Consider the following 14,096-nt stretch of genomic DNA (forward strand, 5'->3'; position numbering starts at 1 on the left):
CGTCCGGTCGATGAGGCGGTCGATGGCTGGCGCGGACGATCTCGGCGGGGAGGACAGCCCCAAGCGGGCACCCAGGGCTTCCAGGGGCTCGGGCCCCGATGGGGCGCCGGGTGGCAATGTCGTCAATGCCGAACGGTTGCGCCGCCAGGGCGACCGTATCCGTGAGATCGAACGCCTCATGTGGGGCGCTCGCGCCTTCGCCGAGGGCGACGATCCGGACAATCGGACGGACTGACCCGTCCCCATCCCCTACGCTTACGTCCCCGGCTGGCCGCCATGGCGCCAGCGGACCATGCTGCGCCTGGCCTTGCGTCGCTCCGGCAGGCTGGCCAGCACCGCGCGCCGCTGGTCCGGCGTCATCCCGCCCCACAAGGTGATCTCTTCCAAGGTGCGCTGGCAACCGGCGCACAGGCCGCTGCGCGCGTCGATACGGCAGACCCGGGTACAGGGGCTGGCCACGTAATCGTCCGGATCGGGAACCCTGGGATCGGGGCCGGTCGAGGGGATGGGGCTGTCGGTCACGGTGTCGGCGCCGGTCGGTTGCGGGACTGTCAGATATAGCGGCGGCGGGCGTTTCCTGTCGCCCTTTCCATCGCCGGCTTTCCCACGCCATCCTACACTTTCTGACAGGATGTTAACCCGCCGTTGTATCTTTGGGGTTAGGAATGGGTTTATCCTGCGCCCTTGCGAAGCCGCAGGGGGCGCCCAGGGGACGCAAGGGATGTGGCCCCAAGGGGAAGCGGAAAGGTATTGCCAGGATGTCGGTGCTGGAGACCGCGCGGCGTCGCCGCCCGGCCGTCTTTTTTCTGACCCGCGGCCCGATTTTGGCCGCCCTATCCGGTATTGTCCTGACCGTCCTGGCCGCGTTCTACGTCCATTCCATGCTGTCGGGCGTGGCCCAGGCCCGGCTGGCGGATGAGGCCGACGCCCGCAGCCGCCATGTGCAGCAACGCCTGGACCGCATCGCCGCCACCTTAGGCGCGGAGGGCGACTTCTTGACCGCCAACCCCGCACCGGCGGAATTCGACCGCCAGGTGGCCCTGCTGATCGACCTCCGGCCTGAGATCCGGGCCGTGTCCTGGGTGGGTCCAGGCGGCCGCGTGCTGCGGACCGGCCCCATGGGGGCCGAAATCGCGCCCGCTGACATGGCCGACCACCCGTTCTCGCCCGAGGGCGTCACCGTGCGCCTGAGCGCCGATGGCGCCAACCTGTTGCTGGCGCGGTCCACATCCGGGCCGGCGCCCAGCGGTGCGCCCAGTGGCGGGCCCAACGGCGGGATGGCGCTGGTGGCCCGCATCGACCTGCGCGACCTGCTGACCCTGCGCATGGAGGGGCAGGCCGATCCCGCCCTATGGACCCGGCTCAGCTTGCGGTCGCGCGGGGGCGAGGCCGCCTTCGTCCAGACGGGGCATACCGCCACCACCACCTCCGAATTCAGCCGTGCCCTGTCCATCGGCGACGGGGTGTGGTGGCTGGACATGACGGGTGACCTGGTGGCCGGCCTTGCCCGCCAGTCGTGGGAGGTGGAGGCGGTGCTGGTCTTCGGCTTCGCGCTGACCTTCGGCGTCAGCCTGGTGCTGATGGTCAGCCGCCGCCGCGCCCATGACCGCACCGTGCTGATGGACAGCCTGGAACAGGCCAATGCCGTGCTGCATGCCAGCGAGCGCAAGTACCGCGACATCTATGAGAACGCGGTGGAGGGCATGTTCACCATCACCGTCGGGGGCGCCATCCTGTCGGCCAACCCCGCCCTGGTGCGCATGCTGGGCTATGCCTCGGAAGAGGATCTGGCGACCACCTTGACCGACGCCTGGACGCAGCTGTTCATCGATCCACGCCCCCGGGTGGAATTTCCCCAGGAGGTCATGGACCGGGGCGCCATCCAGGATTTCGCGGCCGAGATCCGCCGCCGGGACGGCAGCGCCCTGTGGGCGTCCCTGTCCGCCCGGGTGCTGCTGGACGGGGCCGGCCGCGCCTACGCCATCCAGGGCACGGCCGACGACATCACCGACCGTCGCCGGGCCGAGGTGGCGCTGCGCCTGGCCAAGGAGCAGTCGGAATTCGCCAGCCGTTCCAAGACCGAATTCCTGGCCAATATGAGCCATGAGCTGCGCACGCCCCTGAACGCCATCATTGGCTTTTCCGAGATCATCGGCAGCCAGTCGCTGGGCCCCATCGACAACCCCGCCTACGCCGAATACGCCAAGGACATCCACGACAGCGGCCGCATGCTGCTGGACCTGATCAACGACATCCTGGACCTGTCCAAGATCGAGGCCGGAAAGCGTGAGCTGAACGAGCACATGGTGGATCTGCCGCGCGTCTTCGCATCCTGCCTGCGGGTGGTGAAGGAACGGGCCATCCGAGGCGGCATCCACCTGCAGACCGACTATGCCGACTTCCTGCCCCGTCTGCGCGCGGACGAGGTGGCGCTGAAGCAGTTGCTGTCCAACCTGCTGGCCAACGCCGTGAAGTTCACGCTGAAGGGTGGCACCGTCACCCTGGGCGCCGTGGTCGACGGCGACGGCCGCCTGGTCATCACCGTGGCCGACACGGGCATCGGCATGCGGGCGGAAGACATCGGCCGCGCCCTGGAACCCTTCCGCCAGATCGAGAACCCGCTGACCCGCACCGCCGGCGGCGCTGGCCTGGGCCTGCCCCTGGTGCGGGCCCTGGTGGAACTTCACGGCGGCAAGCTGGAGATCGAGAGCGAGCCCGGCACCGGCACCATCGCCCGCGTCATCATGCCCGCCGACCGGGTGTGGCCGGACATCGGGTTGGTGGTGGCCGCGGCGAACTGACCATTCCCCAGGCACCGTTCCCGGCGACGGCCGTAACGCTCAGAGCCCGGCTTTGTTCAGCAGACCCAGGATGCTTTCCAGCATCACGTCGGCCATGGGCCGCACGGGGGAGGGCCAGATTTCCGCCAGGCGCCCGTCGGGCGTGATCAGGTGCTTCTGAAAGTTCCAGCGCGGCCGTCCCGCCCCTTCCCCCACGCTGCTGACCACCCACTGGAAAAAGGGGTGGGCGTTGGGACCGATCACGGTCTGCTTGGCCGTCAGGGGGAAATCCACGCCGTAGGTGGTGGCGCAGAACTGCGCGATCTCTGCCGGGCTGCCAGGTTCCTGTCCGCCGAAATCGTTGGACGGTACGCCCACCACCACCAGGCCCCGGCCGCGTAGCCGGGTCCACAGCGTCTGCAGCTCGGCATATTGCGGGGTGTAGCCGCAGGCCGACGCCGTGTTCACCACCAGCACCGGTCGGCCCTTGAACGCCCCCAGCGGTATGGTTCCATCGCCGGTCAGGGTGGGAAAGGTGAAGCTGTGGGCGTTCAGCCGTTCCCGCGTCTTCGTCTGCTCCATGGGCCTGACCTGGGAATTGGAAGGGGCGCGCGGGGGCGGCGCGAAGGGGGCTGTGCGAGCGGCCGTGCGGGGGGCCATGCGAGGAAAGCTGTTCTGGCTCATCTACAGGTCTCAACCGTACCGCTGTTCGGTCCAGGGATCGCCTTCGTTATGGTATCCCCGCACCTCCCAAAACCCGGGCGTGTCGTCGTTGACGAACTGGATGCGGCGGATCCATTTCGCCGATTTCCAGAAATAGGCCTGGGGCACCACCAGCCGCACCGGCCCGCCATGTTCCCGCGTCAGGGGCTCGCCCTGCCAGGTGGCGGCCAGCAGCACATCGGCTGCGCTGAACGCCGCCAGGCTGAGGTTGGTGGTGTAGCCGTCATAGCTGTGCAGCAGGACGTGGGCCGCATCCGCCTGGGGCCGGGCCAGCGCCACGATGTGGCCGGCGGAAACGCCCCGCCAATGGTTGTCATAGCGCGACCAGGACGTGACGCAGTGGATGTCGGACGTGTCGCTGAACGCCGGCTGATCCTGGAAATCCGCCCAGCGCCAGGTGAAGGGATGGTCCACCAGCCCGTCCACCGTCAGGGTCCAGTCGTCGGCACCCACGTCCGGCAGGATGCCCAGGTCCAGCACCGGCCAGTTGGTCACCAGGCGCTGTCCCGGCGGCAGACGCGGGCGGGCCGCGGGAGTCGAATCGGCCTGCGCGCCGGTCAGCAGCCGGCCTTCCCGCGCCCAGGCGCGCTTGGTCGCCACCAGCTTGCTCTCAGGGGCCTTCTGGTCATCGGTGCCCAGGGCGGCATCCGGTATGGTGTCGTCGGGACTGTCCGTGGCCATGCGCCGGGTTACTCACATAATCAGCCGGGGGTGGCCGGAAATTGGCCGGGTGCCCACGCGGGAAATCACGGGGAAATGTTGTGTCAAATCGTGGGCGCCGGGTCCACATGCCGCGCCGCCGCCACAATCTTAAGGATAGTGCGCCCTGCCCCGCCTGCCTACCGCGCAGCGGCGATTTTGGCGGGAACTGTGCTTCGGGACCTATGCTTTACGGCAACATCCCTCGCCCGGCCGTTGGCAGCCCTACCCTTTAAGGTTAACGTTCGGCCCTTTCCTTGATCCTTGGGCCCCCTGATCCTTGGCCCTTCATAGACCCACCCGATTGTTGCGGATGATGCGGAAAGCCCTTTTTGCCGTTTCCCTGGCGCTTCTGGCGTCCCTGATGCTGTCGCTCGCGATGCCGCCCGCCTGGGCGCAGGGCACGTCCGCGGCCGCGTCCGCCGACCCGTCTTCGCCCGACCCGTCTTCGCCCGACTTGGCCCAGGCCGACCAGCCACCGCCCGATCAGCGGCCACCGGATGCGGGTGGGGACGCGAGTGGGAAAGCGCGGGATGGTGCGCAGACCCCGCGAGGGGAGGCGGCCAAGGAGCCGGTGGCCATTCCCGTGCCGGTGCCCGTTTCCCCGCCGGCCGCCTCCCAGGCGGCTGCCCTGCTGCAGACCCTGCAGGACCCCCAGCGCCGCGACGCGCTGATCGCCCAGCTGAAGCTGCTGGCTGACGCGAACCCCAGCGCCACCTCCGCCCCAGCCCCCATCCCGGTCCCCGCCCCGGCTGCGACCCCCGCCGCCCCTGCCGGCGCTACCCCCGCCGAGCCGGCGCAGGAGTCGGAGGTGGAGTTGCTGGGAGCCCGCGTGCTGGACGCCTTGTCCGACCGCATCGAGGAATTCAGCGAGGAGATCGCGGCCGCCGGCCAGGCCTTGCTGGACCTGCCCAAGGCCTACCGTTGGCTGGACCGTCAGATGTCCGACCCCCGCCTGCGCGTGCAGTGGGGCATCCTGCTGGGTGAGGTCCTGCTGGTGGTCGTCGCCGGCTATGCCGCCCGTCTGGCGACCTTCTGGCTGTTGGCGCGCCCGCGCCGGGGTCTGGAACATCGCCAACCCCGGAACTGGGGCGTTCGCCTGGGCCTGCTGCTGACCCGCACCCTGCTGGACATCGTGCCCATGGTGGCCTTCGCCCTGGCGGCCTATGGCGTGCAGACCCTGACCCACCCGCCCAAGCCCGCCTCCACGGCGGCGCTGGGTATCATCGTGTCCAGCTTGCTGGTACAGGGCGCGACGCTGGCGGCCCGTTTCCTGCTGTCGCCGGGTGCCCCCTCCCTACGCTTGCTCCCCGTGGGGGATGAGACGGCGCACTACGTCTACATCTGGGTGCGCCGCATCGCCCTGACCGCCGTCTACGGCTACTTCGTGGCGCAGGTGGCCTATCAGCTGGGCCTGCCCTATCGCCCCTACATGGCCCTGCTGAAGGTGGTGGGCCTGATCGTCGGCATCATGCTGGTGATCCTGGTGCTGCAGAACCGGCAGAGCGTGGCGGACTGGATCCGGGGGCGGGACCCCCTGCTGCCGGAAGACCCGCATGATGACGGCGCGCTTGAGGCGCAACTGGCGGCCGAAATCTCCGGCGACAGCCCCATGGTCGCCGCCCCCCCGCCAGCGCCGACCGCCTGGGGCCTGGTCCGGCGCCGCCTGGCGGAGGTTTGGCACATCCTGGCCATCGTCTATCTGGTGGCCATCTACGGCATCTGGGCGCTGGAGGTGAAGGGCGGCTTCGGCTTCGTTTCCCGCGCCACCTTGATCAGCGTCGTCACCTTGATCGTGGCCCGCCTGCTGATGGAAGGGATAGACCGCCTGATCCGGCGCGGCTTCGCCATCCCGGATGATTTGAAGCGCCAGTACCCGCTGCTGGAATCCCGCGCCAACCGTTATCTGCCCATCCTGCACCGGGGTGCCAAGGTGGTGGTGTGGCTGGCGGGATTGCTCACCCTGCTGCAGGCGTGGGGGGTGGACAGTTTCGGCTGGCTCAGCACGCCCTTCGGCCAGCGGGCCAGCGCCTCCCTCCTCACCATCGTCCTCATGGTCATCTTCGCGCTGATCGTGTGGGAACTGGTCAGCGGCGGCATTGAACGCTACCTCAACACCACCGACCGCCACGGCCGCCTGGTGGAGCGCAGTCCCCGCATCCGTACCCTGCTGCCCCTGGTGCGCAACGTCGTGCTGGTGATGCTGCTGGTTATGGTGGGGCTGACCGTGCTGGCGGAGATCGGGGTCAACATCGCCCCGCTGCTGGCCGGTGTCGGTTTCCTCGGCGTCGCCGTAGGCTTCGGCTCCCAGTCCCTGGTGAAGGACGTCATCACCGGCCTGTTCATCCTGTTCGAGGATACGATCTCCGTCGGCGATTCCGTGACACTGGCCGGCTATACCGGCACGGTGGAGGGACTGACCATCCGCACCATCCGCCTGCGCGACGATAGCGGCGCCGTCCATACCGTGCCCTTCAGCGCCGTCACCGGCATCTCCAACCTGACCAAGGACTACAGCTACTTCACGGCCGATTTCGGCATCGCCTACGCCACCGACCTGAACCGGGCCACCCAGATCATGACCGAGATCGGCGAGGAACTGCAAAGCGACAGCCTGTTCGGCCCCAGCATCCTGGCGCCCCTGGAAATCCTGGGCGTCAGCGAATTCGCGGAGAAGGCGGTGAAGATCAAGTTCCGCATCAAGACCCGTCCCCGCCGCCAGCTGGCCGTGGGCCGCGAGTTCAACCGTCGCCTGAAGCTGCGCTTCGACGCCGAGGGCATCCCCTTCCCGGTTTGAGGGGGTGTCACCTGAGGATTTCGTCCGGATCGGCCGCGTCCACGATGCGTGCGGCGGTGTCGAAATCGAAACCGGCGCGGGCCAAGGTGGCTAGGTCCTTGTCGCGCCTGGCCTCACGCTCCGCCTCGGGACGGAAGGGGCCCAGCCGGCGGCGGCGGGCGTAGGCGTGGGCTGCACGCAGATCGGTCGAGCCTTCCTCGGCATCGCCCAGCTCACGGGCGAGTTCGCCCAGGGCGGCGTCGACCAGATCGGCGTCCACGCCCTTGGCCGCCATCTTCTGGCGGATGGTGCGGGTGGATCCACCCCGGCGGTGCAGGCTGGCGACCTTGCCCTCGGCATAGACGCGGTCGTTCAGCAGGCCGCTCTGCTGGTAACGGGAAATCAGCGCCTCCACCCACTCCGCCCCTTGCGCCCGGTCTGTGCCGTGGGCGGCCGCCGACATGTCCACCTTGCGCATCAGCACGCGACGCAGCGCGGCGGTGGAGGCGGCGAAGCGCTCCAGATAATGCAGGGCGGCGCGCTCCAGATAGGCGGCGCTGACCCGCCTCGGGCCCCGGCGCTGGGCGGGCTGGCGAGCGGCAGGGCGGGCGGGCGGGTCGAAAAGATCGTCGGTCATGCCGGCCATGGTAGCGCCGGGGAACGCCCCCACGCCATCGTTGTGCCGGCCCCTGTGACGCCGCTCATATTGCCGGATGGGGGGCGCGGCGTTAAGGTCGGGCCCAGCCTTGCCGGGGGCGTACCCCCCGGACCCTTCCGCACGGGCGCCTTAAATCCATGACCATGCTGCAGCAGTCCCCCTTGTCCGGCATCGCCGCCGCGACGCCCGTCCCGGCTCCCCGGGCCCTGGGCGCCATCAACTGGGTGGGCTTCACCACCCTGACGAAGCGGGAGATACGGCGCTTTCTGAAGGTCTGGGTGCAGACCATCGCCGCGCCAGTGGTGACCACGCTGCTGTTCTATTCCGTATTTGCCCTGGCGCTGGGCGGGGTTGTGCGCATGGTGGGCGACGTGCCCTTCCTGCGCTTCCTGGGGCCCGGCCTGATCATGATGGGCATGGCGCAGAACGCCTTCGCCAACACCTCGTCCTCCGTGCTGGTGTCCAAGGTCCAGGGCAACATCGTCGATGTGTTGATGCCGCCCCTGTCCCCGTTCGAGTTCGTGTCCGCCTTCGTCACCGGCGGCATCGTGCGCGGGCTGATGGTGGGCCTCGTCACCTGGGTCGTCATCCAGCTGGTGGTGCCGCTGGGCCTGCACGCGCCCTTCTACGTCCTGTTCCATGCCGTGATGGCCTCCATGCTGCTGTCGCTGCTGGGCCTCATCGGCGGCATCTGGGCGGATAAATTCGACCACATGGCGGCCATCACCAACTTCGTGATCACGCCCCTGTCCTTCCTGTCCGGCACCTTCTATACGCTGGACAGCGCGCCGCGCTTCTTCCACACCGTGGCCCATGTGAACCCCTTCTTCTATTTTATCGACGGGTTCCGCTACGGCTTCATCGGCCGCACCGACGGCACGCTGGGGACCGGCATCGCCGTGATGCTGGGGATCAACCTCGTCCTCTGGCTGGTGGCCTTGCGCATGGTCTCCACCGGCTACAAGCTGAAGGCCTGACGCCATGGACATGCCGGTGGACGGAGTGGGTGCCGAAACGCCGTTGCCGGCCGGGGCCTACCGGCCCGACCGCCGCCGGTACCATGGCCGTTTCAACACCCTGGGCTTCCTGACCCTGCTGGGGCGGGAGATCAAGCGCCTGCGCAAGCTGGCGATGCTGTTCCTGGTGGCGCCCGGCCTGTCCGCCGCCCTCTACTTTACCGTCTTCGCCTTCGGCCTGGGCGACAAGCGTGGTACGCCCGAGGGCGACGCCATCCTGGCTTTCCTGGTGCCCGGCCTCGTGACCCTGTCCCTGCTGACCCAGTCGGTGCAGATCCCCTCCTTCTCCATCCTTTACGCGAAGATGGAGGGCGCCATCCTGGACCAGCTGATGGCGCCGGTGGGCGCGGCCGAGATGCTGGCCGCCTATGTCCTCTCCGCCATGGCCGCCGGTGTGGCCAGTGGGGCCGCCGTGTGGGTGGGGTTCCTCATCTTCTGGCAGGCGCCGATGGCCGATCCCGCGCTGGTGCTGCTGTTCGTGGTGCTGGGCTCGTCCATGATGGCCACCTTCGGCGTGCTGACCGGCCTCATCAGTGTGAAGTGGGACCATCTGTCGGCGGCCATGACCTTCGTCTTCACGCCCTTGATCTTCCTGTCCGGCCTGTTCGCGCCGGTGGCGGGCATGCCGGGGGTGCTGCGCGCCATCGTCCAGGCCAATCCCATCTACTACGCCATCGACGGCGTACGCATCGGCTTCCTGGGGCAGGGCCAGGACCAGGCGGCGCTGGCCGTCCTGGTGCTGGTGGCCGTGAACGTCGCGCTGCTGGCCATCGCCGGCACCCTGCTGCACCGCGGCTACCGCCTGCGGAACTGATGGTCACCGCAAGGCGGGGCCTGGAACCGCATGTCCTTGGCAGGGCGGGGATTTTAGCGGAATCGACTGATCCAGCCATGTGCTGGGGGCGCAACTGTACTGGCTGGCCTGCTGGCGGAGGGTTTGCAACGGCGGGCCGGCTTGCCTAGAGTGCCGCGCCATGGGACAGCGGACTTTGGACATAGACCTCGCCAGCGGCGACTGGCAGTGGATGGCCGTGCATGGCGGGGCCGTGCGCATCTGCCTGCCCGCGACCTGGACCCGCATCTACCGTGACGACGGCGGGATGGCCCTGCAGTCGCCGGTGTTGTGGGCGGCCACCGATGGGCGCCCCGTGGGTGGTCACCCGCTGGACCTCCTGGTGTCCGTCACCACCTACGCCAATGAATACGGCGTGGATACCGAAGACGCGTTGCAGTACTTGGACCGCGACCATCTGCTGCCGCCGGGCGTGACCGCCATGGCGTCGGGCGACCGCCGCTGGATCGCCTATTGCGCCGCCCTGCCGGCGCCGCCGCAGCCGGGCCAGACGCCGGAGCAGGCCGCCGCCGCCACGGCGGCGCTGGGCGCCGGTGCTCGCATTCCCGAGGCGCAGATCTTCGTGTGGAAGATGGCGGACTTCCGTCCGCCCGACCGGGTGCGCGTCGCTACCCTGCAACTGTACGTGCCGGGCGAGGAATTCTGGGTGCCCGGCCTGGGCGCCCTCCTGGACCGCCTGGGCGACGAGATCGGCCGCATGGAGTTCGGACCCGCCGATCAGGGCCCCGTCAGCGCCGTCACCATGCGCAACATCGTGCACGCCGACGTCCTGCGCTTCCGCCTTCCCTGGGATTGGCGGACCAGCGACGAGGATGAGGACGATTTGGGCGGGCCCGAGCCCAGCCACTTCCGCCGCCCGGACGACGCCGAGGCTGACGAGATCCTGCGGGTCGTGGTGCACGATTATCCGCCGCCCGACGACATGGAACCAGAGTCCGCCCTGGAATCGGCGCTCGCCGCCGGCCTGGACTGGGAAGCCATCACGTCGGAGGAAGGTGACGGCCTGCCCCCCGCCGTGCTGCTGCGGCGTATCGCCGCCCAGTTCGCCGACGGGCCGGACGGCCAAGTGGGCATGGGCAGCGTCGACACCCTGGCGGATGACGAGGTGCTGGCCCGCTTCACCCATACGGCGGTGGAGGACGGGCGCCGCCGGCGCTGCCACCTGTGGCTGCGCGGTGCCGTGGTGGGCGGACGGGCGACCCTGGCCGTCTTCTCCTACGGCCTGCCCGAGGGGCTGCAAGGCTCGCCCCTGGCGGTGGACGCCGTGGCCATGCTGGAACGGGAAATCCGCCGCGCCCAGATCGGCGGCTATGAATCGCTGCCCGTCGGCGACGCCTCCGGCAACGGTGACGACGGCCTGCCGCCCGGCATGGCGCCGGACTGGCCCGCCGGCGGCTGGAACGCCGGCAGCTGGGATGAGGGCGACGCCCTGCTGGATGACGAGGATGACTTTGACGAGGACGGGGACGGTCTCCTCGACTCGGACGAAGAGGATGATGGCTATCGCCGCCGCAAGGGTGACGACCCCGCCAAGAACTGACGCGGCGCGTCAGCGTCCCATTCTTTAAAACTCTGCCAAAAAAAACGGATAAACCCGAAAGGCTGCCCGTATGGCCGTCGTTCCGGTCATCCGTTTCATGCGTGATCCATCCGCCCCGCCCCATTCGCTGAGGGGGGCTTGCGGTCCTGTCAGCAGCGCCCTGCCAGCAACGCTGTCAGCAACGCCCCTGGGGGGTGCGGTCCAGCAGGGATTGCAGGCCCACGGTGCGGCTGTCTGCGGCCTTGGCGGCGTCTTCCGCGGCCAGGGAGGCCAGGCCCAGGAGGTGGACCAGTTCCCCCATGTTATTGCGGCGGGCGTCCAGCGCCAGATTGTCGAGGCAATGCTTGATGGCGATGGCGGTAGTGCGGCGCGTGTCGGTCATGACTTTGTGCCCCAAGAGTGCGGGCGACCCCTCGCCCGGAGGTCCAAGCGACCCCTGAAGTAATTACAGCACAGATCTTGGGTGCCAAGTCAACAGGAAGAATAAAATCTCAACTAGCGATACACCATCCTGCCTTGTGTCGGGCCAATCTGGTTGTGCAAGGCAATAAGTTATAATTTTGCAGCAATAACCGACTGTAAATCAGGCCGTTAATTCCTGGTTAATTCGCGATCTGGTGGATTACGCCGGTATTCACACGACATTCACTTGGCGCCGCCAATTTCTGACAAATTGTAACTTGATGGACGGAAAATCGGACGGCCGCCGTCCGGCCTTCCCGTACCAAGCGGTGGTGGCGGGGCTCCACCACCACCCCAAGGGCTGGCGAGGGGGCGGATGGTGCCGGGTACGCGCTATGGGATAGCGGGACATATGCCAGGGGTGGAATGGGCGCTTTTAGCGGGCCCCGGCGCCGCAAAGCCGGTTGCAGCCGGGCGCCGCCCTGCCTATATCTGCGTGGCGATGCGGTCGCTCCCGTTTCAGGATGGGGAGGGCCGTGCCATGACGGGCGCCACCGGGTGCCGCGCCATGATCGTGTTGAACGTGTCCCGTTTTAACAGGGGGACCGCTCCGGTGCCGGAAGGGCCGTCGCGCGTCTGCCACATTGGAAGGGTTAGAATTATGAGCAAAGTCATCGGTATCGATCTCGGCACCACCAATTCCTGCGTGGCCGTCATGGAAGGCACGTCGGCCAAGGTGATCGAGAACGTCGAGGGCGCGCGCACCACGCCGTCCATGACCGCTTTCACCCAGGGCGGGGAACGCCTGGTCGGCCAGCCCGCGAAGCGCCAGGCGGTGACCAACCCCGAGAACACGCTGTTCGCGATCAAGCGCCTGATCGGCCGCCGCTATGACGACCCGCTGACCCAGAAGGACAAGGGCCTGGTGCCCTACAAGATCATTTCGGGCGACAACGGTGACGCCTGGGTCGAGGCCCACGGCGAAAAGTACAGCCCCAGCCAGGTGTCCGCCTTCATCCTGCAGAAGATGAAGGAAACGGCCGAGAACTACCTCGGCGAAAAGGTGACCCAGGCCGTCATCACCGTGCCCGCCTACTTCAACGACAGCCAGCGCCAGGCGACCAAGGACGCAGGCCGCATCGCCGGTCTTGAAGTGCTGCGCATCATCAACGAGCCCACGGCCGCGGCGCTGGCCTACGGCATGGAGAAGAAGGGTTCCGGCATCGTCGCGGTCTACGACCTGGGCGGTGGCACCTTCGACGTCTCCGTGCTGGAAATCGGCGACGGCGTGTTCGAGGTGAAGTCCACCAACGGTGACACCTTCCTGGGTGGCGAGGACTTCGACGCCCGCATCATCGACTACTTGGCCGACGAGTTTAAGAAGGAGAACGGCATCGATCTCCGCAAGGACCGTCTGGCCCTGCAGCGCCTGAAGGAAGCGGCCGAGAAGGCCAAGATCGAGCTGTCTTCCGCCATGCAGACGGAAGTTAATCTGCCGTTCATCACCGCGGACCAGACCGGTCCGAAGCACCTGAACGTCAAGCTGACCCGCGCCAAGCTGGAAGCCCTGGTCGAGGATCTGGTGGCCCGCACGGTCGAGCCCTGCAAGGCGGCCCTGAAGGACGCCGGCCTGAAGGCCAGCGAGATCGACGAGGTGATCCTGGTCGGCGGCATGACCCGCATGCCCAAGATCATCGAGACGGTGAAGCAGTTCTTCGGCCGCGAGCCGCACCGCGGCGTGAACCCGGACGAGGTGGTGGCCGTCGGCGCCGCCATCCAGGGTGCCGTGCTGAAGGGTGAGGTGAAGGACGTCCTGCTGCTGGACGTGACCCCGCTGTCCCTGGGCATCGAAACCCTGGGCGGCGTGTTCACCCGCCTGATCGACCGCAACACCACGATCCCGACCAAGAAGAGCCAGACCTTCTCCACGGCTGAGGACAACCAGACGGCCGTCACCATCCGCGTCTTCCAGGGTGAACGCGAGATGGCGGCGGATAACAAGATGCTGGGCCAGTTCGACCTGGTCGGCATCCCGTCCGCCCCGCGCGGCGTGCCGCAGATCGAGGTCACCTTCGACATCGACGCCAACGGCATCGTCAACGTCCAGGCCAAGGACAAGGCCACCGGCAAGGAGCAGGTGATCCGCATCCAGGCCTCCGGCGGCCTGTCGGACGCCGACATCCAGCGCATGGTCAAGGAAGCCGAGAGCCACGCCGCCGACGACAAGAAGCGTAAGGAACTGGTGGAAGCCCGCAACCAGGCCGACGGCCTGATGCACTCCACCGAGCGTACGCTGAAGGAGAACGCGGAGAAGCTGCCGGCCGCCGAGAAGGCCGCCGCCGAGAAGGCCATCGCCGAGCTGAAGACGGCGCTGGAGGGCGAGGACGCGGCCGATATCAAGGCCAAGACCGAAGCCCTGGCCCAGGTCTCCATGAAGCTGGGTGAAGAGCTGTACAAGTCCGGCCAGGACGCCTCGGCCGCCGGTGGTGAAGACCACGGCGCCGCCCATGGCGAAGGGTCGGAAAAGGTTGTCGATGCTGACTTCGAGGAAGTCGACGAAGACAAAAAGAAGTCCGCCTAAGTCTTTCTTAAGACGACCCGGGCAATGACTGACTAGGTATCGGGCCCGTTCTCCGGTGAAATCCGGGG

The 14,096-nt window shown here is 67.8% G+C and carries 12 protein-coding genes; 7 read left to right on the forward strand and 5 right to left on the reverse strand.

What is annotated here, in order from left to right:
• Positions 1-22: 22 nt before the first annotated feature.
• On the forward strand, positions 23-235 hold the full coding sequence (locus Y958_RS00515) for a hypothetical protein (protein WP_040848069.1): 213 nt from the start codon (positions 23-25) through the stop codon (positions 233-235).
• Positions 236-255: 20 nt separating this feature from the next.
• Here Y958_RS00515 and Y958_RS00520 read toward each other — a convergent pair whose 3' ends face one another.
• Entirely contained in the window at positions 256-522 is a 267-nt protein-coding gene (locus Y958_RS00520; RefSeq protein ID WP_244411033.1) for a DUF1289 domain-containing protein, read from the reverse strand.
• Between the two features lie 236 nt (positions 523-758).
• On the opposite strand from Y958_RS00520, the gene Y958_RS00525 reads away from it, so the two are divergent.
• Positions 759-2,801 (forward strand): PAS domain-containing sensor histidine kinase, encoded by a 2,043-nt coding sequence (locus Y958_RS00525; protein WP_186291203.1) that lies wholly within the window; start codon positions 759-761, stop codon positions 2,799-2,801.
• A 39-nt stretch (positions 2,802-2,840) separates the two neighbouring features.
• Here Y958_RS00525 and Y958_RS00530 read toward each other — a convergent pair whose 3' ends face one another.
• On the reverse strand, positions 2,841-3,362 hold the full coding sequence (locus Y958_RS00530) for a glutathione peroxidase (RefSeq protein WP_081486756.1): 522 nt from the start codon (positions 3,360-3,362) through the stop codon (positions 2,841-2,843).
• A gap of 111 nt (positions 3,363-3,473) precedes the next feature.
• Entirely contained in the window at positions 3,474-4,184 is a 711-nt protein-coding gene (locus tag Y958_RS00535; RefSeq protein WP_088870484.1) for a sulfite oxidase-like oxidoreductase, read from the reverse strand.
• Between the two features lie 382 nt (positions 4,185-4,566).
• Between Y958_RS00535 and Y958_RS00540 the strand changes: the two genes are divergently transcribed.
• On the forward strand, positions 4,567-6,999 hold the full coding sequence (locus Y958_RS00540; protein ID WP_244909312.1) for a mechanosensitive ion channel domain-containing protein: 2,433 nt from the start codon (positions 4,567-4,569) through the stop codon (positions 6,997-6,999).
• 7 nt (positions 7,000-7,006) lie between these two features.
• Here the strand turns inward: Y958_RS00540 and Y958_RS00545 are convergent, their stop codons facing one another.
• Positions 7,007-7,615 carry a regulatory protein RecX gene (locus tag Y958_RS00545; protein WP_088872396.1) on the reverse strand — a complete coding sequence of 203 codons (609 nt, stop codon included), beginning with the start codon at positions 7,613-7,615 and terminating at the stop codon, positions 7,007-7,009.
• Positions 7,616-7,773: 158 nt separating this feature from the next.
• On the opposite strand from Y958_RS00545, the gene Y958_RS00550 reads away from it, so the two are divergent.
• The 3 genes from Y958_RS00550 to Y958_RS00560 all read left to right on the forward strand — a co-directional run bounded on the left by Y958_RS00550 (position 7,774) and on the right by Y958_RS00560 (position 11,045).
• Positions 7,774-8,613, forward strand: a complete 840-nt coding sequence (locus Y958_RS00550) for an ABC transporter permease (protein WP_244909313.1) — start codon at positions 7,774-7,776, stop codon at positions 8,611-8,613.
• A 4-nt stretch (positions 8,614-8,617) separates the two neighbouring features.
• The gene (locus Y958_RS00555) at positions 8,618-9,466 is read left to right on the forward strand and encodes an ABC transporter permease (protein ID WP_088870485.1); all 849 of its coding nucleotides are present in this window, start codon (positions 8,618-8,620) and stop codon (positions 9,464-9,466) included.
• 160 nt (positions 9,467-9,626) lie between these two features.
• Positions 9,627-11,045: a hypothetical protein gene (locus Y958_RS00560; protein WP_145960785.1), complete on the forward strand. Its 1,419-nt coding sequence runs from the start codon at positions 9,627-9,629 to the stop codon at positions 11,043-11,045.
• Between the two features lie 175 nt (positions 11,046-11,220).
• On the opposite strand, the gene Y958_RS00565 is transcribed toward Y958_RS00560, so the two are convergent.
• The gene (locus Y958_RS00565) at positions 11,221-11,427 is read right to left on the reverse strand and encodes a hypothetical protein (protein ID WP_040849273.1); all 207 of its coding nucleotides are present in this window, start codon (positions 11,425-11,427) and stop codon (positions 11,221-11,223) included.
• A gap of 681 nt (positions 11,428-12,108) precedes the next feature.
• Here Y958_RS00565 and dnaK point away from each other — a divergent pair.
• Positions 12,109-14,028, forward strand: a complete 1,920-nt coding sequence (dnaK, locus tag Y958_RS00570) for a molecular chaperone DnaK (protein ID WP_004274039.1) — start codon at positions 12,109-12,111, stop codon at positions 14,026-14,028.
• The last annotated feature ends 68 nt before the right edge of the window (positions 14,029-14,096 follow it).

Origin of the sequence: Nitrospirillum viridazoti CBAmc (assembly GCF_000730165.1) — a bacterium.
Taxonomy (GTDB): Bacteria; Pseudomonadota; Alphaproteobacteria; order Azospirillales; family Azospirillaceae; genus Nitrospirillum; species Nitrospirillum viridazoti.

Coding starts and splice junctions, on each gene's coding strand:
- Y958_RS00540 (WP_244909312.1), top strand. CDS start 4,567: ATGCTGTCGCTCGCGATGCCGCCCGCCTGGGCGCAGGGCACGTCCGCG.
- dnaK (WP_004274039.1), top strand. CDS start 12,109: ATGAGCAAAGTCATCGGTATCGATCTCGGCACCACCAATTCCTGCGTG.
- Y958_RS00525 (WP_186291203.1), top strand. CDS start 759: ATGTCGGTGCTGGAGACCGCGCGGCGTCGCCGCCCGGCCGTCTTTTTT.
- Y958_RS00565 (WP_040849273.1), bottom strand. CDS start 11,427: ATGACCGACACGCGCCGCACTACCGCCATCGCCATCAAGCATTGCCTC.
- Y958_RS00550 (WP_244909313.1), top strand. CDS start 7,774: ATGACCATGCTGCAGCAGTCCCCCTTGTCCGGCATCGCCGCCGCGACG.
- Y958_RS00515 (WP_040848069.1), top strand. CDS start 23: ATGGCTGGCGCGGACGATCTCGGCGGGGAGGACAGCCCCAAGCGGGCA.
- Y958_RS00535 (WP_088870484.1), bottom strand. CDS start 4,184: ATGGCCACGGACAGTCCCGACGACACCATACCGGATGCCGCCCTGGGC.
- Y958_RS00555 (WP_088870485.1), top strand. CDS start 8,618: ATGGACATGCCGGTGGACGGAGTGGGTGCCGAAACGCCGTTGCCGGCC.
- Y958_RS00560 (WP_145960785.1), top strand. CDS start 9,627: ATGGGACAGCGGACTTTGGACATAGACCTCGCCAGCGGCGACTGGCAG.
- Y958_RS00545 (WP_088872396.1), bottom strand. CDS start 7,615: ATGACCGACGATCTTTTCGACCCGCCCGCCCGCCCTGCCGCTCGCCAG.
- Y958_RS00530 (WP_081486756.1), bottom strand. CDS start 3,362: ATGGAGCAGACGAAGACGCGGGAACGGCTGAACGCCCACAGCTTCACC.